Source organism: Photobacterium angustum, from assembly GCF_003026365.1.
Classification (GTDB): Bacteria; Pseudomonadota; Gammaproteobacteria; order Enterobacterales; family Vibrionaceae; genus Photobacterium; species Photobacterium angustum.
In genome coordinates, this window is record NZ_PYOM01000002.1 from 177052 (window position 1) to 202497 (window position 25446).

Genomic DNA, 25446 nt, shown 5'->3' on the forward strand with positions numbered 1-25446 from the left:
GATAGCTAAAAACCTGCCCCTTATTACAGTTAAGCCTATTTCTTCAAATTTACTAAATTAGAATTTGTATTTTTATCAACAGTTAAGGATATTTGACTCATAATTAATACATTGATACAAAAAAGCGCCTCAAAATTAGAGACGCTTTTCAATTAAGCAAATGTTTACTATTAATGCATCATCAGCATAGACAGCATTGCTAGCGGAATTTTCAGACCTGAACCAAAAACAAGCTGTGAACCTTCCACTTTCACTGTTAGCTTATAACTATCTTGATCTTCTGTAATGATCTTCTGTTGCAGTAATTCTGGCACTTTTGCTGCAAGCTGTGGTTCATTAGACACAAAACCTTTTGGCATTGAGATATTAATGTTACCCACTAATTTATTTGGTAATGCAGCTAAGTTTTCTGACGCACGCGCTAAGCCTGGTTTAAGCTCAAGTAAAAGAGATGCATTCACTTTACCTTGCTCTGTCATCATGCTGAGATCAGATAAATCAACAGTGGCACCTTTAGCAATTAATAAATCTAGAGCAAGCATTGCATCTTGCATCTGTGCTTGTTGCTGCTCTGCCGTTGTAGCCTCTTCCATAACTGCTAAACGGCTAATCGCTTTATAGTTAAGATCTTTTAATGCAAGTGCAAAATTGAAGTCTGTATATTGCTGACCATCAAGTGTCACAATTTTCTTAATTGAAATATTATTCGTATTCGTTACTTGCTGTGTTTCGTCTGTCGGTGTTTTTTCATCTTTGGGCTGACTTAACGCATTTTTCATCATCACACTCATGCCTTCTAACTCAACATGATTCTGATTATCTGCCGATGCGAAATTTGCTTTGCCTAATTTAAATGTCTGATCACCAATCCAGAAATTACCCTGCATTTGGCCACTACCTTGACCTGCAAAGGCATTCACTTGCATAGTTTCGCCGCTATCTGTTTTCACATCTAAAGAAGGTAACGTATAGTTGAAATCACCTGCACCATCCGCATTTGCACTACCCGTTAACACAAAAGCTTGGCTTTTTACAAATGCGCCCGACTGATTATAATCAATCGGATTAATCGTCATCGTAAAATCGGTATTTCCCGTCAAAGAGGAATCGGTCACTAAGGTAATAGGTTGAACATTTTCACCCCAGATACTACTAATCAATGGCGCGACTTGTTTATCAATTTCTAATTCACTGCTCGACTTAACACCTAAGAATCCGTTTTTAATATGATGCTTAACTAACCATGTGGTTGGTAAGCCTTCTTCTTCAAATGTTGTTTTTAAGGTATCTTTTAATTCAATACGAGAGACTGCATCAGAAGAAAGATAACCGCGCTCAAAACTTTGATTCGTAATGGTCATATAAGGGCTGTGATAATTTTTAATCGCCCCCATGTATAAACTTTGACCTATTTGTCCTGTGGCTAATGGCCAACAAAGGATCACGGCAACCGCACCCGCTCCTGCTACAACGTTCTTCAACAACATATTGAATCCTGATTAATAAATTTAAGTGCAAATATATGACTATATCATCAACTTTTTAAAGGCCTGACGTCAACTAGAACTCACTGATAACAAAGAAATCAGATCATCTTTGCAATGTCTCTTTTTAATACTTTTCCTATCAATACCAGAGTATTTTGATATGGTATTAACAGCACAGAATATAACAATGAATAAATAAGGTAATTTAGTCTTATGAAAATAGCTCTATTTAGCTCAAAAAAGTACGACCAAGAATCTTTTTCTAAAGTAAATAAATCCTTTAGTCATGATATTACTTACTTCGACTTCCCGCTGAATCTACAAACCGCGAAAATGAGTGAAGGTTTTGATGCTGTTTGTGCATTTGTTAATGATGATCTTAGTGCGCCAGTCTTAAAGTGTATAGCGAAGCAAGGGGTTAAAGTCATTGCAATGCGCTGTGCAGGCTACGATCTTGTTGATTTAGAGGAAGCCAAAAAGCTAGGACTACAAATTGTACGTGTTCCCGCTTACTCTCCAGAGTCTATTGCGGAACATACCTTAGGCTTAATGCTGAGCCTTAACCGTCGTATTCATCGAGCATATCAACGTACTCGTGATGCTAACTTCTCCTTAGATGGCTTAACCGGCTATAACTTTCACGGTAAAACCGTTGGTGTTGTAGGTACGGGTAAAATTGGCTTAGCGACAATTCGTATTTTAAAAGGCTTTGGCATGAATATTCTTGCTTTTGACCCATATCCAAATCCCGCGGCGATTGAGTTAGGTGTCACTTACGCCAGCCTTGACGAGATTTACAAAGTGGCAGATGTGATCACATTACACTGCCCTATGTCAGAAGAAAACTATCATATGCTTGATAAAGCGGCTTTCGACAAAATGAAAGATGGCGTTATGATCATTAATACCAGCCGTGGTGGACTTATCAATTCAAACGATGCTGTTGAAGCGTTAAAATCACAACGTATTGGTGCATTGGGTGTTGATGTGTATGAAAATGAAAAAGATTTATTCTTCCAAGATAAATCAAATGATGTGATTCAAGATGATGTCTTCCGCCGCTTATCATCTTGTCATAACGTACTGTTTACAGGGCACCAAGCATTCTTAACTGAAGAAGCCCTTGGCAATATAGCAGAGACTACATTGCAAAATCTGTCTGATTTTGAACAAGGTAAAGTCTCAGGAAATGAAGTGCTAGATTAATAAATAGTGCCGCTAAATATAAAAAATTTAGCGGCATTTTTATTTATGATATTGATTTTAAAAATCACACTCAGCTAATCTTAACCAATCTCACTGAATAACCAATCACTAAAGGCTTTTATTTTAGGGGTATTTTGCATGTTATGTCGGCACACGACATAATAACTAAAAGGTGAGGGTGCCATCATATCAAAAGGCGTCACTAACCGTTTTTCTACTAACCTTTCGGCAATAAATGAATGCCTCCCCATTGCAACACCGATCCCACACTCAGCCGCTTGTAAAGCCAAATCGGAGCGATCAAATGTACATTCCGATTCAGGTAATTGCGTACCGTATTGCTCGGCCCATAGCTGCCATTCATCATTTCGCCCAGCCCTTGCCCACGGCGCGGCATCATGCAGCAATAAACATTGCATTAAACCTTCAGGGTTATCATAAAGATCATTTGCGATCGCATAATCATGGCTACACACTGGCTGCATCGCTTCATCCATTAATTTACACGAATGCAAACCTTGATATTCCCCTTTGCCAAAATAAATCGCACAATCAAAACTTTCAGTTTGAAAATCAACAAGTTCATTACGGGTTCGTAAATGAATACGTAGCATAGGATAAAGATCTATAAAGGATTTTAAGCGGGGTAATAACCAAGTTTGAGCAAATGTTGGTGGTACAGAAATATTTATATCGCCGCTTAGCTCAACATTTTTCAAATCACGTATTTCGTGTGCAATATCGCCAAAGTTAGCAGCTAGCACTTGTTTTAAACGAAACCCTTCATCTGTGAGTATGAGTTTACGAGGCTGACGAATAAAGAGCTGTACGCCTAATGCTTCTTCAAGGTTTTTAATTTTATGGCTAACCGCACTTTGAGTTAAAAATAAAACTTCAGCAGCACGTGTGAAGCTCATTTGTTCAGCTGCTATAAGAAAGCAGTGTAAACCTGAAAGTACAGAACCAGAAAGGTTAGAAAGTTGCATAATACCGCCACATTAAAAATCTAGTAGCAAGCATAACAAGAAAATGATCGGGGCTCAGCTATAAATGCTACTCCCCGAATAACGCCAATTAATTAGTTGTACTATGGTATTGCTCAAGCAAGCCTGATTTATACTCGTCAGTTAATAATTGCCAGTGACATCCTTTGACAGCACCTGCAAAAATCCACAACAAATTACGATTGACTTCTTCCCCGTGGTGTTCACATACTTTGCGATAAACATTAACAGCACCCAACTCTAGAAAAGTAGGTACATCTAATACACCCGTTCGTTTTACCATTCTTTCTAGCGTTAATCGCATATTGGGTAAATCACGTAAACGTTTATTTGCACCAGACTGTTTAAATGCCTTATCTTTACATGAAAACTCAATCGATTTAGCAACTAATTGATTACAAACCTGCGGATCTTTTTCTAAAAGATCTCTTATTTCGTAATAATTAACTGTTGCCGTTTTGCTTTTCTTTATATGTTTAAATTTCGCACAACCTAATTTTATTAACTCAGGATCCAGTTTTTCGCCACCTCGAATATACATAGAAGCAGGTGTAACTATCGCAAACATCGCACCGTCTATAAATACTCCAGTTCCACCAAACATGGATCGTTTTTCTTGTTCTCCGAACTTGTTTAAATAATTTAAATAATCTTCCTTTGGTGATGTCACAACTAATTCTCCATAATGCGGTAATAATCAATTATTCCAAACACGTCAAATAACCTAGCCAAACAATAGATTAGATTGTTAATTATTCGACAAAGCAATTGTATGCTCTTAAGTATTATAGATTAAATAAGCAGCAGCCAAAGATGAGATTACTCGCATATTTTTTGTCGCAAAATAATGTAATCAAACTAGATTTGCAGCATTTATCACGCAAGAATCAATAATGAATTGCATATCTATCATCATTATTATCAGTGCCGACTATCTTTAAGATATTTACAATAGAAAGAGTATACGCTGGAGCTATGAAAAAAATCCCATTGTTCCCATATTCAAATCACATTCTTCCCGATGGAAGGACTCAATTAAAGATTGCACAAGCTCGTCATATTCGTATGGTGAAAGAAGCCCTTATTTCTAAAAAAGGGTTTGTAATGGCAATGATAGATAGCGAACGTGAGCATAGTGAAGTTAAAGATGTTCCTGCAATAAGTACGCACGTTAAAGTTATTGACTTCAATCGGCTCGAAGGCGATTTATTGGGTATTACGGTAGAAGGTATCGATCTTCTAAAAATAGAACAGATTAGGATTGAGGATGATAAGCTTTTAATTGCCGAATGTATGCCTTTTAGCACTTGGGCTCCCTCTCAGACGACAACCAGTAACCAGTGTTTAGCTCAACGATTAAAGCAACTTTATTCTTCTCAACCAGAAATGGGAAATTTATATCCTACACCACTGTTTGATGATATGACGTGGGTCTGTCAACGCTGGTTAGAAGTACTACCAATAGAAGTAAAATATAAACAAATGCTGATTCACCAAAAAACGCCCAACCTGGCCATTCGTTTTTTAATCAAGTTACTTCAAGATAAAAATTTAAACCATTAGTGGGATTAATATCATTTATTTTTAATTTATAACCTACTCACTTCAAATAAATTACGAGACAAACTACTCGATAAGGCTATGAAACGATAGAATTTGATTATTACTTTATAAGATTAGTTTTACATGTCGCATTTATCTTTTTTTTGGTTAAAACATAGCCGTGATCATCAAATAAAAGCGTTGGAATCTGAGTTTTGTAACTTAGTAAAACAATCTGCGCAGCAAAATAAGCTAGAGCTTCCTCCTATTCCTGATGTGCTAATGAAGCTACATCAGTTATGCAATGATGATGAAAGCACCATTCATGACGTGGCTGATTTACTACTTGATGATCCTGCCTTAACCGCTACCATTATTCGAACATCTAATACGGTATTATTTAACCGCCGTAATGTTGTCTGTAACGATCTTCTAACTGCGGTCTCTCGTCTTGGATTATTGCGGGTACGTGATATTGCCACCGCTCAAGCAGTTGCCGAATTACGAAAAGTAAAAACTGAAAACCTCGCGTGTAATCAGCTGCTCAGTCAAAGTGCAATTCGCTCACGTCAATTTGCAGGTACGATGGCTCTGATTTGCCAAAGCTTAATAAAACACAGTGAAAAACCTTTAAAAATAGAACCAGAAAAAGCTTTATTAACAGGCTTACTGGCTGATATTGGTGTCTTTAGTTTAATCTACGAATATCTTAATTATATTGAAAACGATAATTACCTAGATATCGATATTGCCAAATATATTTTCAAAGAAACCTGTATGAAAACAAGTTTGATCGTATTAAAAGAATGGGGATTTGATAATGATTATCTTGAAATCGCCTCTAATAAACGACAACCTTATGGAAATAATAACGATACGTTAAGTTATCTTGATATCGCCCGTATGGCACACCACTTATTGTTGTTTAAAAATAACGATGATGCTATCGACGAAAATGATGTTGAGCTTGATCTTGTAGGAGCAGAAGTCATGTATGAATTGACTAATTTACCTCCTCACGAATTTAACCAACGAGTTAAAAACATCGTTCGTGAAAGTGGATTCTGATCTGATCCCCATCCCCTTCTTTTTCTTACTTAAAAAGAAGGGGGAAACATCCACCTATAAGCATCCCCTACTCGCCTATATACTCCTTCTTTATCGCTGTGTTACATTAACTTTCTGTTAAAAATATAAATAAATGAATTAATTATTGCTGGTGACTTTGTGTTACATAACCAAATACTCTAGCAAATAAGCCACTAACCCTCTGAATATATTTAAGGACTAATATGTTGTCTGGGATTTTACTTATCTTTTTGCCGCTGATCATTGGTTACCTCATCCCGCTTCATAATAAAAATCACCTCGATTTTATTAATGCTCAAACTAGCCGCTTAGTATTGGTGATTTTGACATTAATGGGATTAAGCTTAGCTGCGCTAGATAATCTCAGCCAAAATTTAAACCAAATCCTTATCTACACCACGACATTTTTCATCTCAATCAGTGTATGTAACCTTGCTGCACTCCCTTTTTTAGACCGTTTATGGCCAACACAAACGACTGATGGACACCATCATTTACCGATGGCAAAAATGATGATGGAATCGGTTAAATTGGTTTTTGTTGTTGCAGCTGGATTGATCGTAGGCCTATTACTTAATGTCGATTTGTCATGGGTTGATCAAGCTAGTGAGGCTATTTTATTACTATTACTGTTTTTTATTGGCATCCAATTACGTAATAGCGGTATGACCTTAAAACAAATAGTACTCAATAAAAAAGGGATGATTATAGCTGCGGTGATTATTAGCACTTCTTTTCTAGGCGGGATCATCGCTGCCCTTATTCTCGGTATCCCACTCAATCATGGCTTGGCTATGGCATCAGGTTTTGGTTGGTATTCTCTCGCGGGTATTTTAATTGGCGACGGCTTAGGAAGTGTATTTGGTGGCGCTGCATTTTTAAACGAGTTACTCCGAGAAATTCTTGCGCTAATATTAATCCCACTCCTTATCCATCGTTATCCCAATACAGCTATTGGTTATGCTGGGGCAACGGCTATGGATTTCACTCTTCCCGTGATTCAAAACACAGGTGGTGTGCGCTGTGTACCTATCGCCATTGTCAGTGGTTTTATTCTTAGCCTATTAGTCCCTATCTTTATTCTATTCTTCTTGTCGTTGTAACATCGATAAAATTAGAGATAAAAAAACCGCAGTTTTCACTGCGGTTTTTATTTATCGTTCTACCACTGTTGTATGATTTTTTTTGTCATGCCAAGGTGGATTGGTAAACGTAAGATATTGCACACCAGCATAGAGGGGGTATAACCCCAATGTTGCTATACATAGATAAATCTTATCAAACTCACGCTTTAAATAACGTTGCTTTGTGAGCAGCTCATCATCGTTAGATATCACTTTCACACTTAACAAAGCGCGTGATAGTGAAGTGCCGAGTAAGCGATAACACAACCAATGATACCCCATAAAGACACCAATAAATAAAGCCATGATGCCGATAATTAACAGTAACAATACTGGTAGCGCCATAGTATCGTTAAGTGATAACGATACTCCTGCACCATTGGTAATATAACCAACCATACCAAGGAAGATATCTTTGACGATCATTGCAAACATCTGCACGATAGCCATATCAATCATAAATGTACCGACACGTCTGTATTTCAATGAAAAGCTGCTCATTGCCTAATTATTTACCAAGTTTTGAATTGATTTGAGCTTTAAATCCAGCCGCTTGCGCACCGTAGATAGCTTGGATACCCGTACCACCGACTTTTACTAAACCTTTAGCACCTAAGTTCTCAGTCCAGTATTTATTATCTTTAACAAGCTCACCGTCTTTAACAGTGATACGTAGACGTGTAATACATGCATCAACGTCAACAATGTTGTCTTTACCACCTAATGCTTCAATCATTTCATCGATTTGGCTGTCATCAGAACCACTCGCTTTTGCTGCTTGGTAATCTTTCTTACGTACAACCGCAACAGCACTCCCTTTACGACCCGGTGTCTTGATATCAAACTTCAGAATAAACCAGCGGAATAACAAGAAGTATACAGGACCATAAATTAGACCTAGTAGTGGGATGTAGTACCAGTGGTTTTCAGTCCCCGTAAGGCCAGGAAGCATACCGAATAGTGCGAAGTCAATAAAACCACCACTGAACGTCATACCAACTTTCACGTTTAGTAAGTCCATGATCATGAACGATAGACCAGCTAGTGGTACGTGAATAAAGTAGTAAAGCGGTGCAGATAAGAATAGGAATGTAAATTCAATCGGCTCTGTAATACCTGTTAGGAACGCTGTTAGCGCAACAGAGAACAATAGACCCGCAACTTCTTTCTTATTCTCTTTATCTGCCAGAGTGTACATCGCGTATGCGGCTGCAGGTAGACCAAACATCATGAATGGGAATTTACCTGTCATGAAGTTAGTTGAAGAGAACTGAGAATAATCACCGTTAGCTAAAGAGCCAAAGAAGATATTTTGTGTTCCTTTGTAAACTTGACCTGCAATTTCAGCTGTACCGCCAATCTCTGTCTGCCATAGTGGGAGATAGAATACGTGGTGAAGACCAACAGGGATTAGTGCACGTTCAATAATACCGAAGATGAATGATGCAATATAACCGTGACCAGATGCTGTCATTTCACCTAATGTTGCCCCGATAGTACCGAATGCTGCGCCGATGTAAGGCCAAATAAAGACAAGTGCAATACCATAGAATAATGCAGAAAACGCACTAACGATAGGAACAAAACGCGCACCGCCAAAGAAACCTAAGAACTCAGGAAGCTTAATGTCATGGTATTTGTTATGAAGAACAACTGTAATACCACCAGCGATAAGACCACCGAATACACCCATACTTAGCGTGTTGTGAATACCTAACACATCAGCTAACACTCCCGCATAATGGTTGCCCATTAGAATTACAGTGTTATTTGTTGTATCAACCATGCCAGCAACTGATAGCGTTTTCGCAATCGCAATATTCATTATTAAATAAGAAATTGTTGCTGCTAACGCCGCAGCGCCTTTTTCAGCACGAGCAAAACCGATAGCAATTGCAAGCGCGAACAGTAAAGGTAGGTTTGCAAAAATGATACCGCCAGCAGCTGTCATAACCTGTAGAAAACTATTTAAAAGTGTTCCGTCTTGCAAAATACCAATATTGTATGCATCAATCATACTCTGGTTGGTAAAACTACCACCAAGACCTAGCATAATACCTGCAGCAGGTAGTAGCGCTATCGGCAGCATCACTGCTTGCGATAGTTTACTAAAGAAGGCTTTCATTACCTTATCTCCTCGATATAGGATCTAAACTTGTATCAAAAATAATTAAGACTTAGTTTGTCTTTGTAATCATTATTTTTATTACTTCAATAAGCGTAGTAATGCACACTCACACGAGACAAGCTCAAATTACCGAGGTAATTAATTGTGATAGTGAACATTTTACTCCTGAGTACTATATTTACCTGAAATAACATAAACACTAACGACATACCCCCGTAGTCATAATGTTAGTATTCACTCCTTGTTATTTCGGCAGTAAGTATAAATTTCGATAATTAATATAACTTGATGATTGTCATATTTACTATTAGATAGTGATGCAAGATTTGGAATATATAATGGAGATCACATCAAAATAAATATATTAAAAAGCAGAAACAAACTTGCAAGATATTGATAATAAAAAGTTTTAAAATAAAATAACCGATTAAAAACAATAGCTAACTTTCTAAAAAGTAACTTGTGTAACTAATGTAACACTCATTAAGTTAATAAAACTATTTATCGTTAGAATAAGTGAAGATGGACTGAGCCTTTCGTATATCGATTCTAATTAGAATATCGTCATATAATAATTTATAAATTAAAAATGAGATTAAACAACTCTTTTTATTAAAATTAATGTAAATGAGAAAAAACACCAGTGTTGCTGATGCAATAGGGATTCTTGATTTTGATATGCAGTCCACTCTATAGCTAAGCAATTTCAAATGCATATCGTTGTAACAATTATAAATTTAAATGAAGTAACACCGTATCGTAGCTGGCTATTTCAAAACGGTTAAAAATGAAAAAATCCCGTAACTTTCATTACGGGATTATGAGCGTTCAGCGAATAAGGATAAACTTATTCTTTATGCGCTGCTTTTTCTTCTGGAGTACGATAATCGAAGAAGTAAATAAGTAACATAGGCACAATAAAGGCAACGGCAATTGATACTGCGTACACCCACATTGGGTTGAATACTGGGATAGTTAGTAACGAAGTAAATGCAAACGCCTGCGTTTTAATGCCACCGTATTGGGAGCCTAGAATTGCAATTGTTAAACCACCAGCTAGACAACCAGGAAGCATACGTGAGTAAACTTTCTTAAAGCGTAAGTGGATACCGTATAGTGAAGGCTCAGAAATACCACCAAATAGACCCGCAGCTAACGCACCAGAAGCTGTTTGACGCATGGTTTTATCTTTCTCACGCAGTGAAATTAGTAATACACCCGCTGTTGCACCGAAACATGCAAAGTTCCAAACACCCATAGGACCTTGAATGAAGTCATAACCCAATGTTTGAATATTCATTAGCATCAATGCATTTAGAGGCCAGTGAAGGCCAAGAGGTACAAGGAATGGGTATAACAATGGAATTAGAATTGCAAACACAAATGGTGCATTTGTATTTAGCCAAGCTAAACCAAGACCTAAATAAGTACCAATCCAAACACCTAGAGGACCAATTAGGAACGCTGTAAGCGGAATCATGATAATCAAAGATAAGAACGGCACAAATACCATGTGCAGATTCTCTGGAACAATCTTCTTCAGGAATCGATAAACGACAGCTAATACAGCAACCATGATTAGCGGAACAAATACATTACCAGAGTAATCATTAAGCTGCATTGGTAAACCAAACACATGGGCAACATGAGAAACAGTCCCTAAGGTCGTGTCTTTAATCGATGTTGTTGATGCAAGTGAGGTTAGTTTTTGGAAATCAGGCGTCATAAGTGCGCCCATGATTGCAGCACCCAACCAAGGATCAACCTTCAGTTTTTTAGAGGCGTTATAAGCAACCATAATAGGCAAGAAGTAAAAGACTGTGTGCCACATTGAGTCAACAAAAACCCAACCTGCAGACTTATCCCCCCTAAAGTCAACAATATGAAGGGCATCTAATACTGCACATAGTGCAATAATTAATGATGCACCTAATAAAATACCTAAAATTGGACGGAACGAATCTGAAAGGTATTCAAAAAAGCCATCAACCCAAGCGACTTTTCCTCGTACACCACTAGAGCGCATAGAGGCTTTGATATCATCATTTGATGCATTATCAGCTTTCGCTTGAGTCGTGTTTGTTGTGCCACTACCCGCTTCATCAATCAGTTGCTGTATTGCACTATGCATCGTCGCAACACCACCACCGACAACAATTTGGTAGCGATCACCGCTTTGAGGAATACACCCCATTACTTCAGGAATGGCATCTAATGCTGCTTTATCAACAATAGAATTATCATTTAATTCAAAACGTAAGCGAGTTGCACAGCAAGTGAAATATTTTATATTTCCTGCGCCGCCAACCCCTTCAAGGATCTTCTCAGCAGAAGACTTATTGCCATTCGACATAATTATTTACCCTTTATATATCTAAATACATAACTGCAGAATGTCATTAACACTCACAGAGACATCTTTGATAACTCATTAATTTGATTAGTATAGTTCGGATTTATTATAAAATGCTGTCTACTTTAATTAATTTATCCTTAACATTACTTAATAATAAATTGATTAAAGCATTCCCTGAAAGCATTACCCCCAATATTAATATTGCGCGTTTTTGACCGATTTCGCTAGAATATACGTAAATGACATCAAAAATATAGAACATTGATCACATTAATTAATGAAAAAGCAATAAACTGCTGATAATAAAGATGAAAAATCACTTTTTATTAAGTTTAAATGACAAATTTAAAACCAGATAGATACAATATTTTAACCAACAGACATCATTAAAAGATCTGTGACATTTAATAATACGGAAAACACCTCACTTACTTATATCAATTACATTTCATTTTATACTGAATATATAGACTCAGTTACTTTTGTTACTTTTGTAATAATTTAAATTAACGATTTATATATTTACTCTGTCTATATTTAAATCAAAAAAAAAGAGAAGCCAGACGCTTCTCTTTTTTTATAAGTAATATCGTCAATATTATTTCTTTGCTAAAGAAAAGAGCGTAAAGAAATTTTCAGTGGTTGCTTGTTCAACCTCTTCAATAGAAACGCCTTTTAGCAACGCAATGTATTGAGCAACTTCACGTGTATACGCAGGTTGATTTTGCTTTCCTCGGTACGGAATTGGCGCCAGGAACGGTGAATCCGTTTCAACTAACAAACGATCCAGTGGTAATTGGCTCACCACATTTTTCAGATCGCTGGCTGTATTAAATGTTACAATCCCTGAAATCGAGATATAAAAACCAAGTTCAATCGCATCTAATGCCATTTCAAGCGATTCCGTGAAACAGTGTAAAACACCGCCGCATTTTTCAGCCCCTTCTTCACGAAGAATACGCATAGTATCTTCACGTGCCATACGTGTATGGATGATTAGTGGCTTATTCAATTCAACTGCGACACGAACTTGTTGGCGAAAGATCTCTTGCTGAAGCTCTGCCGTATCAGGCTGATAATGGTAATCTAACCCTGTTTCACCAATAGCCACGACTCTTTCATGTTGTGCATAAGCCTTAAACTGTTCGTAATTATAGCCAGACTCAACATCTAAGGGGTGGATACCGCAAGAAGCAAAAACATTTTCGTAAGGGGCGATCATTTCCATCATTTTAGGAAAAGCGGCCAACGTTACACCAACAGAAAGAAAATACTCTACACCTCTTTCTTTGGCTTTATTAAGTACATCATCAATCCCTGTATGTAACTTATCGTAATCAAGTTTGTCGAGATGACAATGTGAATCAACTAACACGGGCATTCCTCTTTTATCTCTGAATATGACTATCAATACAAAGCTCAATACTACGCTTAATCTTGAATAAAGCCAGTTAGCCACTCTACAACTAACAGCTCAATATTCAATCCTGTATGCTGCTCTAGTTTACGGTAGAGCGTATTAATTTTCCTTGATTGCTCAAGTAACAAAGCACCTGAAACCTGTGTAGCAACCTGTTGTACTGCCACTAAAGATTCATTGTGCACAAAACTATTGCTTACACCTTGCTGATACTTAATACAGTCTACTAAAAAATAGCTCAGCCATTTTAATGTAATAATACCGTCTGCAGTACACATCGCGGTAACATCATAGATACCAATATTTGGTGGCTGTAAAAACTCGGCAAAAGCTTTGATCAAATTAGCATGACGAATATTCATACCACTTTCAACAAACGCTAACGTTGACAGTGGCGCCCCACTATTAAGGCGAATAGATTCAACGTTAATAGATTGCATTAATTTATGCTCAACCCACTGCTTTACATTTGCCTCAGCAGGTATTGGCAAACGCCATTTATTACAACGACTAACAATAGTCGGTAATAAACTATCTAAACTTTGCGCTGTTAGAATAAACTGACAACCTTGCGGTGGCTCTTCAAGCGTTTTTAAAATCGCATTCGAGCCCGCTTCTCCCATTGCATCAGCATGTTCAATTAAAATGACACGCTGACCATTTAAGTGAGAGGTTTCCGTTGCCCAGCGGTTACATTGTCGAACCGCATCAACACCGATTTGTTTGCCTTCTTGTTCAGGCTTAATAACATGAAAATCAGGATGGCTGTTAGCTTCAAACAATTTACAGCTATGGCAAACATCACATGGCTCTGTTTCATTGTTTTGACACAAAACGGTTTTAGCTAATTGGCGCGCAAGGACATCACGGCCACTGCCTTTTACCGCCAACAACAAAATGGCATGGTGAAGCCGCTTTTGCTCTAACAACTGTTGCCAATTCTGCCATAACGATTCTTGCCACGGATACAACATGTTATTGCTGCTCCAACCACGCATTCAGCGCAGACTGTAGATCTTCAGTAACTTTATCTAAACTCTGACTTGCATCGATAATAATGACGTTTGGTTGATTCTCTGATAATTCAAGAAAACGCGCACGCGCACGATGGAAGAAATCGACATTCATTTGTTCAATACGATCTAGCGCACCACGACCACGGGCACGTTGTAACCCCAGTTCAGGATCGATATCCATATAGATAGTCAGATCAGGACGAAAATCACCCAGTACCGTATCACGTAGATTTTCCATTAATGCTTTATCAAAACCACGTCCGCCACCTTGGTATGCTTGGGATGACATGTCATGACGATCGCCAACAACCCACTGACCTTGGTTCAGTGCAGGTTTAATTACGTTATCAACCAATTGAATACGTGCAGCATAAAGCAATAATAATTCAGCCATATCTGTTAATGGCTCATCAGGATGCCCTTCTTTAACCAGTGCACGCATTTGCTCTGCTAACGGTGTACCACCAGGCTCTCGCGTAGATGCTGGCTCATGAATACCATGCTGCGCTAATGTCGCGATAACTTGTTTAATCGCAGTACTTTTACCGGCCCCTTCAAGACCTTCGATGACAATAAATTTACCGATCATTGTGACTGTTTTCTTAATGTTTTCAGGTATGCACGAACCGCACGGTTGTGCTCAACCAAAGTTGTAGAGAATTTGTGCCCGCCTTTACCATCGGCCACGAAATAATAGTAATTGCTCTTATCAGGATTAACAGCTGCTAATACCGACGCTTTACTTGGCATAGCTATTGGTGTTGGTGGTAAACCTTTCATGGTATAAGTGTTATAAGGCGTTGGGGTTCTTAGATCTTTTTTACTAATATTGCCGTCATATTTATCACCCATGCCATAAATAACGGTTGGGTCGGTTTGCAAAGGCATCCCTTTACGCAAACGATTCATAAATACAGACGCAACCAAACCTCGTTCTGTTGGCACGGCGGTTTCTTTTTCAATAATAGAAGCCATGATCAATACTTGATAAGGATCTTTTAAAGGCAGATCTTTCTCACGTAGTTCCCACGCTGTCGCTAATTCTTTATTCATTGCTAGATAAGCACGTTTCAGTACCGCAATATCAGTAGTACCCGCCGTGTAATGATAAGTATCAGGCAATAAGTAACCTTCAATTTTCACGTTATCCATACCAATCGCTTTCGCAATTTGTGGCTCTGTCATACCATCACTAACATGCTTTAATTCAGGCGCAGCTTGGATTTTTTTTAACCATTCACTAAAACGCTCACCTTCAACCAAGGTAATTGAATATTGAAACTCCTTGCCAGAAGCAATCAATGCCAAGGCTTCTTGTAATGTTTTGTTTGGCTCTAGACCGTAAGTACCAGCCTTAATATCCGTTAAAGATGGATCTAACTTTCCGACCCAGCGCGTCCATTGTGATGACTTGATCACTTTATCTTGCACAAGCTGATTAATTAACCCTCTAAACGATGTCCCTGGTTTAACTGTTAACATTACCTGCTCAGTATTAATAACGGGCAGATTTAGCTCATTCTTAACTTGAGTATACGCCCAGCCAGCAGCACCTGCCGCTATTGCAACAAGAATGAAAACAATAAGAATCAACTTCTTTAACACGTATATAGCCTCTTTTTTAATACGTCGAGTAGTGACTGCTCTTGATAATAGGTAGAGTCAATTGCCTTTATTGGCACTAACTCCATTAATGCATTGGTTATAAATACTTCATCAGCACAAAGCAAATCTGCCAGTAAATAATCACCTAATTCTAACGTATATGGCAAAGTTGAAAGCAATGTAATGACATGTCGACGCATTACACCTTCAACTCCAGATCCAGTTAATTCAGGCGTATAGACAACATTCCCTTTACGCCAGAAGATATTAGATGCAGTTGTTTCAATAACATGATTATTGGTATTGAGCACCACTGCATCCAACCATTGATTATTTTCGACTTCTTGCTTTAAAAGCACCTGTTCTAGTCGATTTAAGTGCTTCATCCCCGCAAGCATTGGACTGTAACCCAATTGCTGCTGACAAACCCCCAGTATGATGCCTTCTTTCTGCCATTGTTCATAATGAGCAGGCCAATTGAAGGCACTAAAAATAACTGTCGTGTCTTCGCAACCCGTTGGACTATAACCCCGACCGCCGCTACCTCGACTAATTAATATTTTTACCCCACCCCGATCTGTATATGTCCCCGCGAATTTTTCAGCTTGTAAGAATACTTGATCCCAATCAGGCTCATTAATCGCCAATTTACGCAACGTTTGTTGTAAACGATCAAGATGAAACCGCCATAACAACAGTTTTCCCTGTTTAACGCCTATTGTCGAAAAACAGCCATCTCCATATTGTGTAGCACGATCAGTTATTGCTAACTCTCGTTGCTTCTGACTGTTAATAAACGCCATCGATTATCCTTTTTTATGATAAAAAACAGCCCGATACCTACAAAGATATCGGGCTGCTAATCATATCAGGTTATCAAGCGATTTTCCTGATGCTATTTAGAGACAAATGTAACTACATTTTCTTAAATAGTAATGAACCGTTAGTACCGCCAAACCCAAATGAGTTACACAATGCGTACTCTAGATTTGCTTGGCGCGCTTCACCTGGAACATAGTCCAGATCACAGCCTTCACCTGGGTTATCCAAGTTAATTGTTGGCGGAACCACTTGATCAACAAGACTTAGAATTGTGATGATTGACTCAACAGAGCCTGCAGCACCTAACAGGTGGCCAGTCATTGATTTTGTTGAAGACACCATCACGTTATCAACCGCACTACCCATAGCGCGCTTAATACCTAATGTTTCAGCAACATCACCTGCTGGTGTTGATGTACCGTGCGCATTAATGTAACCAATTTGGTCTGCATTAATACCCGCATCACGGATACATGCTTCCATTGCAAGCGCGCCACCTGAACCATCAGCACTTGGTGACGTCATGTGGTAAGCATCACCACTCATGCCAAAGCCAACAAGCTCAGCATAAATTTTAGCGCCACGCGCTTTCGCATGTTCGTACTCTTCTAATACAATCACACCAGCACCATCACCCAACACGAAACCATCGCGATCTTTGTCCCATGGACGAGAAGCCGCTTGAGGATCATCGTTACGTGTAGATAACGCTTTAGCAGCAGCAAAGCCGCCCATACCTAGTTCTGTCGATGCTTTTTCTGCACCACCAGCAACCATAGCGTCAGCATCGCCGTAAGCAATCATACGTGCAGCATGGCCAATGTTATGAAGACCTGTAGTACACGCCGTAGATATAGCAATGTTTGGACCGCGAAGACCATGCATGATAGACATGTGGCCAGCAATCATATTTACAATTGTTGAAGGAACAAAGAACGGGCTAATTTTGCGCGGACCTTTTTCCATAAAAGCTTGATGGCCGGCTTCGATTAAACCTAAACCACCAATACCAGAACCGATAGCAACACCAATGCGCGCTGCATTTTCTTCAGTAACTTCAATACCTGAATCTTTGAAAGCTTGTACGCCAGCGGCGATGCCATACTGAATGAATAAATCCATTTTGCGTGCATCTTTCTTAGACATGTAATCTTCACAATTGAAGTCTTTGATCATGCCGGCAAATTGAGTAGCAAATGCGCTTGCATCAAAATGTTGGATAGTACTAATACCACTAGTGCCAGACTGTAAAGCTTTCCAAGAAGATTCAACAGAATTACCAACCGGGGTAAGCATACCCATGCCAGTTACAACTACACGACGCTTAGACACGATTAATTTCTCCGGGAATTGAGGATAAAACAGGAAATTAAAAAAAAACAGGCGGTCATAAAGACCGCCTGGATATATTCATTTTTATATTACTGTGCGCTGTTTACGTAGTCGATTGCAGCTTGAACAGTAGTAATTTTTTCAGCTTCTTCGTCTGGAATCTCTGTATCGAATTCTTCTTCAAGAGCCATTACTAGTTCAACTGTATCTAGTGAGTCTGCACCTAGATCGTCAACGAAAGATGATTCGTTTTTAACTTCAGCTTCGTCTACGCCTAGTTGCTCAACGATGATTTTTTTTACGCGTTCTTCGATGTTGCTCATACTAATATATTTCCTTAACAAGAATTCGCTAATGCGATTTGCTGTAGTTTATTCATTACGACAAAAGTTGCAACACTCATAGTGCTGGTCAAACCACGATTTTATCATAAAACTAGATCAGTTTGACTTGCGTCATTAAGTATTGCAAATCTTTTGATTAAATCATGTACATACCGCCGTTAACGTGCAAAGTTTCGCCCGTTACATAAGCAGCATCATCTGAGGCTAAAAATGCAACTGCTGCTGCAATTTCGCGCGGATCACCTAAACGACCAGCAGGTACATTTGCAAGTGTTGCTGCACGTTGGTCATCATTTAACGCTTTGGTCATATCTGTTTCGATAAAACCTGGAGCTACTGCGTTAACTGTAATACCACGAGAAGCTACCTCGCGTGCCATTGATTTTGTGAAACCTAATAGGCCAGCTTTTGCTGCTGCGTAGTTCGTTTGACCCGCATTACCCATAGTACCCACAACAGAGCCAATGCTGATGATACGACCGTTACGCTTTTTCATCATTGCACGCAGTACTGCTTTAGAAAGGCGGAAGATAGATGTTAGGTTAGTATCAATGATATCTTGCCATTCATCATCTTTCATACGCATCAGTAGATTATCACGAGTGATACCAGCATTGTTCACCAAAATGTCAACATCGCCAAAATCTGCTTTAATCTGTTTTAAAACTGATTCAATTGACTCAGGTGAAGTCACATTTAGTGCAAGACCTTTACCTTTGTCACCAAGATACGCACTGATAGCTTCAGCACCACTTTCAGATGTTGCAGTACCAATAACTGTTGCGCCACGCTCTACTAAAATTTCAGCAATTGCACGGCCGATACCACGGCTTGCACCTGTAACTAGTGCAACTTTACCTTCCAGGCTCATTGTAAATCCTCTTTAAAGCTTAATGACTACTTAGCCATAGCCGCTTCTAATGAAGCAATATCATTAACTGCAGCACCGCTAAGTGCGCGATCAATACGCTTAGTTAGGCCAGTTAATACTTTACCTGGACCCATTTCTAATAATTCTTCAATACCTTCTGCAGCCATGCGCTCAACAGATTCAGTCCAACGTACTGGGCTGTATAACTGCTTAACAAGTGCAAGCTTAATCGCTGCAGGATCAGTTTCTGTTGCCACGTCAGCATTGTTAATAACAGGTACAGACGGTGCATTAAATTCGATAGCTTCTAGTGCTACTGCAAGCTTATCCGCCGCAGGTTTCATCAAAGCGCAGTGAGAAGGTACAGATACAGGAAGAGGAAGTGCACGTTTAGCGCCCGCTTCTTTACATAGGACGTTTGCACGCTCTACTGCTTCTTTATTACCCGCAATAACAACCTGGCCCGGTGAATTGAAGTTCACAGGAGAACATACTTCGCCTTGAGCTGCTTCTTCACATGCTTTCGCAATTGCATCGTTATCAAGACCGATAATTGCAGACATAGCACCAACACCAGCCGGTACTGCTTCTTGCATTAGTTGACCACGAAGTTCAACTAGTTTTACCGCAGCTTTAAAATCGATAACACCAGCACATACTAGTGCAGAGTATTCACCAAGGCTGTGACCTGCAAGTAGCGTTGGTTGCTCACCGCCTTGCTGCTGCCATACACGCCAAATCGCAACAGATGCTGTTAACAATGCAGGCTGAGTGCGTTGTGTTTGGTTTAAATCTTCTGCTGGGCCGTTTTGAACCAGCGCCCAAAGATCGTAACCTAGCGCATCAGATGCCTCAGAGAACGTTTCTTTAACCACATCAAATTGTTCTGCTAATTCAGCTAGCATACCAACGGTTTGAGAGCCCTGACCTGGGAAAACAATCGCGAACTTAGACATTCGAGAATCCTTCTTTATTGACTAATCATTAGTCGATTAATATGCATTAAAACTAATATATTGCTTATTAGTTTTAATGCACTAAAAATAAAAGCAAATCAGTAATGTTTAACCACTTGATTAAAACTTCACTAATGCTGAGCCCCAAGTGAAACCGCCACCAAACGCTTCTAGTAATAATGTTTGACCACGTTGAATACGGCCATCACGAACCGCTTCATCTAATGCTGTTGGGACAGTTGCAGCTGATGTATTACCATGACGATCAAGCGTAACCACAACTTGATCCATCGACATAGATAATTTTTTAGCCGTCGCTGAGATAATACGCATATTCGCTTGGTGAGGCACAAGCCAATCTAATTCTGACTTATCCATATTATTTTCAGCAAGCGTACTTTTCACTAAGTTCGATAACTGGGTTACCGCCACTTTAAATACTTCATTACCAGCCATGTAAAGCCACTTATTGGCATCAAAATCTTTACCATGTTCTGGCACAGCTAGACTTAATAAACCACCAAAATGACCATCAGCATATAAATGCGTTGAAATAATACCCGGCTCTTCACTCGCACCAATCACAACCGCACCCGCCGCATCACCAAATAAAATAATGGTTGAGCGATCTTCTGGATCACAGCAATGAGAAAGTGCATCAGAACCGATCACAAGTACATTTTTCGCCATACCCGTTTTGATATGCTGATCAGCAACACTTAACGCATAAACAAAGCCTGTACATGCCGCTGATAAATCAAATGCAGGGCAGCCTTTAATATCTAGCATACCTTGCACTTGGCAAGCTGCTGATGGAAATGAATGGCTGGCGCTAGAGGTGGCAACAATGATCAGATCGATATCTTCTTTATCAATCCCCGCCATCTCAATTGCCTTTAACGAGGCTTGGTAGCCCATTACGGCAACAGTTTCATCTTCAGATGAAATACGACGTTCACGAATACCAGTTCGTGTCACAATCCACTCATCGCTTGTTTCTACCATTTTTTCTAAGTCCGCATTCGAGCGTACTTGTTGTGGCAGGTAGCTGCCAGTTCCTAGAATTTTGCTATTCATGAAGACTAATAGTGCCTCTCGAGTAGGACCTCTTCTAAACGGTCACTGATTTTGTTCGGTATTTGTTGTTTAACTTCGTAAACCGCTTCACTTATCGCATGAGCGAAAGCGACAGTATCAGCACTTCCATGGCTTTTAACCACAATACCGCGCAATCCTAACAGACTTGCACCGTTATACTGGTCGGGGTTCAACTGTTGCAAGCTCTCAAATAGCTCACTAAACAGCCATTTAGCAATAATGCGTCGAATTGGGTTCCTACCTATTGCACGTTTTATCCGTTCAATAAATAAGTTTGCGACCCCTTCACTGGTCTTTAAACTCACATTGCCAACGAAACCATCACACACTATAACATCGGCTTTATCTGAATAAAGTTGGTGGCCTTCAACGTAGCCAACATAGTTGATATCCGGAGATTGAATCAACATTTCAGCACAACGTTTGACCAAATCATTACCTTTGATCTCTTCTTCGCCAATATTTAATAATGCGACACGCGGCGTAGCACCTAAGGTTTGTTCAGCAAGAACAGAGCCCATAACTGCAAACTGGAATAAAGTATCAGCATCACAAGACACATTCGCGCCAAGATCAAGAAGCCATGTTGGATTTTCACCACGATTGGGTATCGCTGAAATTAATGCAGGACGTTCAACACCCGGGAGTTGTTTCAACACAAAACGTGATAATGCCATGAGTGCGCCAGTATTACCTGCGCTGACACATGCATCTGCTTGGCCTGCTGCAACTGCATCTAATGCCATTCGCATAGATGAGCCTTTACTATGTCGAAGGGCTTGTGATGGACGTGTTTCGTTGGCGATAACGGTATCGCAATGTACGATCGTTAGCCTAGGATGGTTAAGCTTATTGAGGAGAGTTAACTGCGCAGTGATTGCACTTAGATCACCAAAAAGAATAAGTTTGAGCTCAGGCGAATGCAACAGTGCCTGCACGGCGGCAGGCACTGTTACTTGAGGACCGAAATCCCCGCCCATTGCATCAAGTGCAACGGTAAGACCCATCAAGGTTCAACCTTACTTGTTGATAACCTTGCGGCCACGGTAGAAACCGTCAGCTGTCACGTGGTGACGTAGGTGAGTCTCACCAGATGCTTTATCTACAGAAACTGCTGCTGTAGTTAGGGCATCGTGTGAACGACGCATACCACGTGCTGCACGTGATTTTTTGCTCTTTTGTACGGCCATTAACCCTACTCCTGTTAAATTTAACTCTTAAGATTTTTCAATACTGCAAACGGATTCGGACGCTCATCAGCAACGGGGATCTCACCAAAAGACATGTTCTTCGAGCCAATTTTACAATCAGCATCGTCGTGCATTGCGACTTGTGGTAATTCCAGAATCAATTCGTCTTCAACAAGTTGAATCAGGTTGATCTCGCCATTTTCGTCGACGATTGTCGGCTCATAGGCTTCCGGTAACTCATCTACGGCTTCTTCGTTGCGAACCGGACTATAACAGAATTCCACATGAATATGGTGTGGAAATTCTCCCTGACATCGCTGGCAGGTCAACATCACGTCTACATCTGCGATACCGCGGATGAAAGGAATACGACGTTGGTCAAGGTCAAAAGACAAGTTGACGTTTGCATCACTTATTACGCTCTGGGTTGATTCAGCTAGGCGAGACAAAAGATCGGCTTTGATGATGCCATCATAATCGAGTCTTTTTTGTGCTGTGCGTACTGGATCTACCTTTAGCGGCAATTTTACCTTTTGCATAGGGCGCGAATATTAGCCTTATAGTCTGTTTGAGTCAAAGGAAATGTGTGTGATTTAACAGCTTTTGACCAATTCTCATGCTGTGATGAAAATTACAAAACGCTTCGACACCACATCTCAGTAATAAAATTATAAATGTCTGCTACTCAATCACTTGATCGTGTCGGAACAATCGATGAAATAACACCCAACATAGCGCACAAAGCAACTGACATAGGCGCATAATCATATGCCGTCGCTATCAATAACCCACATATATTTTGAACAATATGAATCTTGCATTGGTCTAGTTGGGGATCTAACAAATTATGCGGGAACATACACCGAATTGTGGAATGAAACAACCGTAATACAACAATCTCAATTCAATATAATCCTAATAAAAGTTGCAGCAATCATAGTGAAACTTCCTATATCATTGATGTATTAAAATTCACTCTAAATGTGTAGAACACTGTTATGACACAACCATTATTACTAGCATCAACCTCTCCTTACCGAAAAATGCTACTCGAAAAGTTAGCGCTCCCTTTTGAAACGGCAAGCCCTGAAACTGATGAGACGGCATTACCCACAGAATCCGCTCAAGAATTAGTCTGTAGACTCGCACAATTAAAAGCCAAAGCTTGTGCCAGTACTTACCCAGATTCTCTTATTATAGGATCAGATCAAGTTTGTGTAATTGACGGGAAAATCTTAGGCAAACCTCATACTGAAGAAAATGCTTGTAAACAATTACAAGCCGCAAGTGGCAAAACCATTACCTTTTATACTGGGCTATGTGTTTACAATGCAAAAACACAATCAACTCAAGTGATTTGTGAACCCTTTCATGTTCACTTTAAAACACTAACGTCACAACAAATTGAGAATTACGTGAGAAAAGAACAACCTTTATATTGTGCAGGGAGTTTTAAAAGCGAAGGTTTAGGAATAGCACTATTTGATAAACTTGAAGGGCGCGATCCTAACACGCTCGTAGGATTACCTTTAATTGCATTAACTGAAATGTTAACTAATGAGGGTGTGCCTGTTTTATAAGACTTACGCCATTAACATTCGAGTAAACAAAAGGCGAGACTATTTTCTCGCCTTTCACTTTGGTTACATTTGACGTAGTTTTTCCAAACAACGTTCTAAAACCGGTTCCATTGGCGCGCTAATATCCATCGCTTCATCCGTACTTGGATGCGTAAATTTAATATTTGCAGCATGAAGGAACAAACGCCCTAAACCTGTTTTTTTAGTGTAGGCATCAAAACGTGGGTCACCATAACGATCATCCCAAGCAATAGGATGGCCTTCATACTGACAATGCACACGAATCTGATGCGTACGACCAGTTACAGGGCTAGCTTGTACCAATGTCGCCTGCGGGAATCGCTCTAATACTTTAAAACGCGTATCGGATGCTTTACCTTGTGGGTTAACACGTACAATACTGTTTACTTCATTTTTTAACAAAGGTGCAGTGACTTTTCGGCAATTCGCTTTCCATTCTCCCATTACTAAAGCGAAGTAATATTTCTGCACCGTTTTATTTCTAAATTGCTCTTGCAGTTGACGAAGAGCTGAACGCTTCTTTGCCACTAACAAAATGCCCGAGGTATCACGGTCAATTCGGTGAACAAGTTCCAAAAATCGCGCATCAGGGCGTAACGCTCGTAATGCTTCAATAGCACCAAATTTTAAGCCACTACCACCATGAACGGCTGTCCCTGATGGTTTATTCAGAATTAACATATGATCATCTTCATAGATGATGCAATGCTCTAATTCAGCGACTTTATTCAACTTGGTACTTACTGGTGCTTGTTCTTCTTTTTCAGGAACAAAAACCGGCGGTACGCGTACTAGATCACCATCCTGCAATTTATATTCAGGTTTAATACGTTTTTTGTTTACTCGCACCTCGCCTTTACGCAAAATGCGGTAAATCATACTTTTTGGTACGTTTTTAAGCCTAGCGCGGAGAAAATTATCAATCCGCTGGCCTGCAAAGTCATCGCTAATTTCGATGAATTGCACTTTAGGTTTATCTTCTGTCATGGGTTTGATTGTATCACGCAAATAAAGCAGATTGCCGCAAAAAAGTGAGCCTGCTATCATTGTGTGCTGAGGTCGGTTTTTTTGCCTACTTCATTGACAAGATGAGTATACAATCATCTTTATGGCTATTTTTTATACAACTCAGATAATCAACGCAGCAAATGGCGTAAGACGTTAGGGTTATCGGAGTTTTTTTTAGTGCGTCAAATTACATTTTTTTTTGATGTGACAGATACAACCACTTCAATGTGGTGATACCAGCTGTATT

At 39.5% G+C, this 25446-nt stretch carries 25 protein-coding genes; 5 read left to right on the plus strand and 20 right to left on the minus strand.

Annotation, left to right across the window (positions count from 1 at the left end; all coding sequences use genetic code 11):
• Positions 1-170 precede the first annotated feature (170 nt).
• Positions 171-1487 (minus strand): DUF945 family protein, encoded by a 1317-nt coding sequence (locus CTN01_RS02890; protein ID WP_045149515.1) that lies wholly within the window; start codon positions 1485-1487, stop codon positions 171-173.
• Positions 1488-1700: 213 nt separating this feature from the next.
• On the opposite strand from CTN01_RS02890, the gene CTN01_RS02895 reads away from it, so the two are divergent.
• Positions 1701-2693, plus strand: a complete 993-nt coding sequence (locus CTN01_RS02895) for a 2-hydroxyacid dehydrogenase (RefSeq protein ID WP_045083387.1) — start codon at positions 1701-1703, stop codon at positions 2691-2693.
• A gap of 80 nt (positions 2694-2773) precedes the next feature.
• Here CTN01_RS02895 and dsdC read toward each other — a convergent pair whose 3' ends face one another.
• Together dsdC and CTN01_RS02905 are read right to left on the minus strand one after the other, a co-directional pair.
• Positions 2774-3679 carry a DNA-binding transcriptional regulator DsdC gene (dsdC, locus tag CTN01_RS02900; protein ID WP_045083386.1) on the minus strand — a complete coding sequence of 302 codons (906 nt, stop codon included), beginning with the start codon at positions 3677-3679 and terminating at the stop codon, positions 2774-2776.
• An 88-nt stretch (positions 3680-3767) separates the two neighbouring features.
• Complete coding sequence (locus CTN01_RS02905; RefSeq protein WP_005368682.1) at positions 3768-4367, minus strand: TfoX/Sxy family DNA transformation protein; 600 nt, start codon at positions 4365-4367, stop codon at positions 3768-3770.
• A gap of 305 nt (positions 4368-4672) precedes the next feature.
• Here CTN01_RS02905 and CTN01_RS02910 point away from each other — a divergent pair, with 305 nt between their 5' ends.
• From CTN01_RS02910 to CTN01_RS02920, 3 genes are all read left to right on the plus strand, one after another.
• The gene (locus CTN01_RS02910) at positions 4673-5260 is read left to right on the plus strand and encodes an LON peptidase substrate-binding domain-containing protein (RefSeq protein WP_045127849.1); all 588 of its coding nucleotides are present in this window, start codon (positions 4673-4675) and stop codon (positions 5258-5260) included.
• 123 nt (positions 5261-5383) lie between these two features.
• On the plus strand, positions 5384-6307 hold the full coding sequence (locus CTN01_RS02915) for an HDOD domain-containing protein (RefSeq protein ID WP_045129860.1): 924 nt from the start codon (positions 5384-5386) through the stop codon (positions 6305-6307).
• Between the two features lie 224 nt (positions 6308-6531).
• Entirely contained in the window at positions 6532-7431 is a 900-nt protein-coding gene (locus CTN01_RS02920) for a LysO family transporter (RefSeq protein ID WP_045083384.1), read from the plus strand.
• Positions 7432-7482: 51 nt separating this feature from the next.
• Here CTN01_RS02920 and CTN01_RS02925 read toward each other — a convergent pair whose 3' ends face one another.
• From CTN01_RS02925 to yceD, 16 genes are all read right to left on the minus strand, one after another.
• Entirely contained in the window at positions 7483-7938 is a 456-nt protein-coding gene (locus CTN01_RS02925) for an RDD family protein (RefSeq protein ID WP_236687997.1), read from the minus strand.
• Between the two features lie 22 nt (positions 7939-7960).
• Entirely contained in the window at positions 7961-9577 is a 1617-nt protein-coding gene (locus tag CTN01_RS02930) for a PTS transporter subunit EIIC (RefSeq protein WP_045083382.1), read from the minus strand.
• A gap of 850 nt (positions 9578-10427) precedes the next feature.
• On the minus strand, positions 10428-11933 hold the full coding sequence (locus CTN01_RS02935; RefSeq protein ID WP_045127845.1) for a PTS transporter subunit EIIC: 1506 nt from the start codon (positions 11931-11933) through the stop codon (positions 10428-10430).
• Between the two features lie 601 nt (positions 11934-12534).
• Entirely contained in the window at positions 12535-13311 is a 777-nt protein-coding gene (locus CTN01_RS02940) for a TatD family hydrolase (RefSeq protein ID WP_005368699.1), read from the minus strand.
• Positions 13312-13367: 56 nt separating this feature from the next.
• Entirely contained in the window at positions 13368-14330 is a 963-nt protein-coding gene (gene holB / locus CTN01_RS02945) for a DNA polymerase III subunit delta' (RefSeq protein ID WP_045083380.1), read from the minus strand.
• 1 nt (position 14331) lies between these two features.
• On the minus strand, positions 14332-14961 hold the full coding sequence (tmk, locus tag CTN01_RS02950) for a dTMP kinase (RefSeq protein ID WP_045149516.1): 630 nt from the start codon (positions 14959-14961) through the stop codon (positions 14332-14334).
• Complete coding sequence (gene mltG, locus CTN01_RS02955; protein WP_045149517.1) at positions 14958-15977, minus strand: endolytic transglycosylase MltG; 1020 nt, start codon at positions 15975-15977, stop codon at positions 14958-14960. The genes tmk and mltG overlap by 4 nt, the downstream gene beginning before the upstream one ends.
• Complete coding sequence (gene pabC / locus CTN01_RS02960) at positions 15971-16780, minus strand: aminodeoxychorismate lyase (protein ID WP_045149518.1); 810 nt, start codon at positions 16778-16780, stop codon at positions 15971-15973. Before pabC ends, mltG begins: the two co-directional genes overlap by 7 nt.
• A gap of 112 nt (positions 16781-16892) precedes the next feature.
• Positions 16893-18131 carry a beta-ketoacyl-ACP synthase II gene (gene fabF / locus CTN01_RS02965; protein ID WP_005368709.1) on the minus strand — a complete coding sequence of 413 codons (1239 nt, stop codon included), beginning with the start codon at positions 18129-18131 and terminating at the stop codon, positions 16893-16895.
• A gap of 89 nt (positions 18132-18220) precedes the next feature.
• Entirely contained in the window at positions 18221-18454 is a 234-nt protein-coding gene (gene acpP, locus CTN01_RS02970) for an acyl carrier protein (RefSeq protein ID WP_005368712.1), read from the minus strand.
• A 157-nt stretch (positions 18455-18611) separates the two neighbouring features.
• Positions 18612-19346: a 3-oxoacyl-ACP reductase FabG gene (fabG, locus tag CTN01_RS02975; RefSeq protein WP_005368713.1), complete on the minus strand. Its 735-nt coding sequence runs from the start codon at positions 19344-19346 to the stop codon at positions 18612-18614.
• Between the two features lie 26 nt (positions 19347-19372).
• The gene (gene fabD, locus CTN01_RS02980; RefSeq protein ID WP_005368714.1) at positions 19373-20302 is read right to left on the minus strand and encodes an ACP S-malonyltransferase; all 930 of its coding nucleotides are present in this window, start codon (positions 20300-20302) and stop codon (positions 19373-19375) included.
• Between the two features lie 120 nt (positions 20303-20422).
• Positions 20423-21379, minus strand: a complete 957-nt coding sequence (locus CTN01_RS02985) for a beta-ketoacyl-ACP synthase III (protein WP_005368715.1) — start codon at positions 21377-21379, stop codon at positions 20423-20425.
• A gap of 5 nt (positions 21380-21384) precedes the next feature.
• Positions 21385-22410 (minus strand): phosphate acyltransferase PlsX, encoded by a 1026-nt coding sequence (gene plsX / locus CTN01_RS02990; RefSeq protein ID WP_161793982.1) that lies wholly within the window; start codon positions 22408-22410, stop codon positions 21385-21387.
• A 9-nt stretch (positions 22411-22419) separates the two neighbouring features.
• A complete protein-coding gene (gene rpmF / locus CTN01_RS02995) occupies positions 22420-22590 on the minus strand; it encodes a 50S ribosomal protein L32 (RefSeq protein WP_005368719.1) in 171 nt (56 codons plus the stop codon).
• 20 nt (positions 22591-22610) lie between these two features.
• Positions 22611-23129, minus strand: coding sequence for a 23S rRNA accumulation protein YceD (yceD, locus tag CTN01_RS03000; protein WP_005368721.1), 519 nt, complete (start codon positions 23127-23129; stop codon positions 22611-22613).
• 459 nt (positions 23130-23588) lie between these two features.
• Here yceD and CTN01_RS03005 point away from each other — a divergent pair, with 459 nt between their 5' ends.
• Positions 23589-24170: a Maf family protein gene (locus CTN01_RS03005; protein WP_045149519.1), complete on the plus strand. Its 582-nt coding sequence runs from the start codon at positions 23589-23591 to the stop codon at positions 24168-24170.
• A 63-nt stretch (positions 24171-24233) separates the two neighbouring features.
• Here the strand turns inward: CTN01_RS03005 and rluC are convergent, their stop codons facing one another.
• Positions 24234-25178, minus strand: a complete 945-nt coding sequence (gene rluC, locus CTN01_RS03010) for a 23S rRNA pseudouridine(955/2504/2580) synthase RluC (RefSeq protein WP_045083428.1) — start codon at positions 25176-25178, stop codon at positions 24234-24236.
• Positions 25179-25446: the final 268 nt, after the last annotated feature.

Bases quoted from the DNA above. Each gene is read 5' to 3' on its own strand.
- CTN01_RS02890 (WP_045149515.1), bottom strand. From the start codon at position 1,487: ATGTTGTTGAAGAACGTTGTAGCAGGAGCGGGTGCGGTTGCCGTGATC.
- CTN01_RS02895 (WP_045083387.1), top strand. From the start codon at position 1,701: ATGAAAATAGCTCTATTTAGCTCAAAAAAGTACGACCAAGAATCTTTT.
- dsdC (WP_045083386.1), bottom strand. From the start codon at position 3,679: ATGCAACTTTCTAACCTTTCTGGTTCTGTACTTTCAGGTTTACACTGC.
- CTN01_RS02910 (WP_045127849.1), top strand. From the start codon at position 4,673: ATGAAAAAAATCCCATTGTTCCCATATTCAAATCACATTCTTCCCGAT.
- CTN01_RS02915 (WP_045129860.1), top strand. From the start codon at position 5,384: ATGTCGCATTTATCTTTTTTTTGGTTAAAACATAGCCGTGATCATCAA.
- CTN01_RS02920 (WP_045083384.1), top strand. From the start codon at position 6,532: ATGTTGTCTGGGATTTTACTTATCTTTTTGCCGCTGATCATTGGTTAC.
- CTN01_RS02930 (WP_045083382.1), bottom strand. From the start codon at position 9,577: ATGAAAGCCTTCTTTAGTAAACTATCGCAAGCAGTGATGCTGCCGATA.
- CTN01_RS02935 (WP_045127845.1), bottom strand. From the start codon at position 11,933: ATGTCGAATGGCAATAAGTCTTCTGCTGAGAAGATCCTTGAAGGGGTT.
- holB (WP_045083380.1), bottom strand. From the start codon at position 14,330: ATGTTGTATCCGTGGCAAGAATCGTTATGGCAGAATTGGCAACAGTTG.
- tmk (WP_045149516.1), bottom strand. From the start codon at position 14,961: ATGATCGGTAAATTTATTGTCATCGAAGGTCTTGAAGGGGCCGGTAAA.
- pabC (WP_045149518.1), bottom strand. From the start codon at position 16,780: ATGGCGTTTATTAACAGTCAGAAGCAACGAGAGTTAGCAATAACTGAT.
- acpP (WP_005368712.1), bottom strand. From the start codon at position 18,454: ATGAGCAACATCGAAGAACGCGTAAAAAAAATCATCGTTGAGCAACTA.
- fabG (WP_005368713.1), bottom strand. From the start codon at position 19,346: ATGAGCCTGGAAGGTAAAGTTGCACTAGTTACAGGTGCAAGCCGTGGT.
- fabD (WP_005368714.1), bottom strand. From the start codon at position 20,302: ATGTCTAAGTTCGCGATTGTTTTCCCAGGTCAGGGCTCTCAAACCGTT.
- CTN01_RS02985 (WP_005368715.1), bottom strand. From the start codon at position 21,379: ATGAATAGCAAAATTCTAGGAACTGGCAGCTACCTGCCACAACAAGTA.
- rpmF (WP_005368719.1), bottom strand. From the start codon at position 22,590: ATGGCCGTACAAAAGAGCAAAAAATCACGTGCAGCACGTGGTATGCGT.
- yceD (WP_005368721.1), bottom strand. From the start codon at position 23,129: ATGCAAAAGGTAAAATTGCCGCTAAAGGTAGATCCAGTACGCACAGCA.
- CTN01_RS03005 (WP_045149519.1), top strand. From the start codon at position 23,589: ATGACACAACCATTATTACTAGCATCAACCTCTCCTTACCGAAAAATG.
- rluC (WP_045083428.1), bottom strand. From the start codon at position 25,178: ATGACAGAAGATAAACCTAAAGTGCAATTCATCGAAATTAGCGATGAC.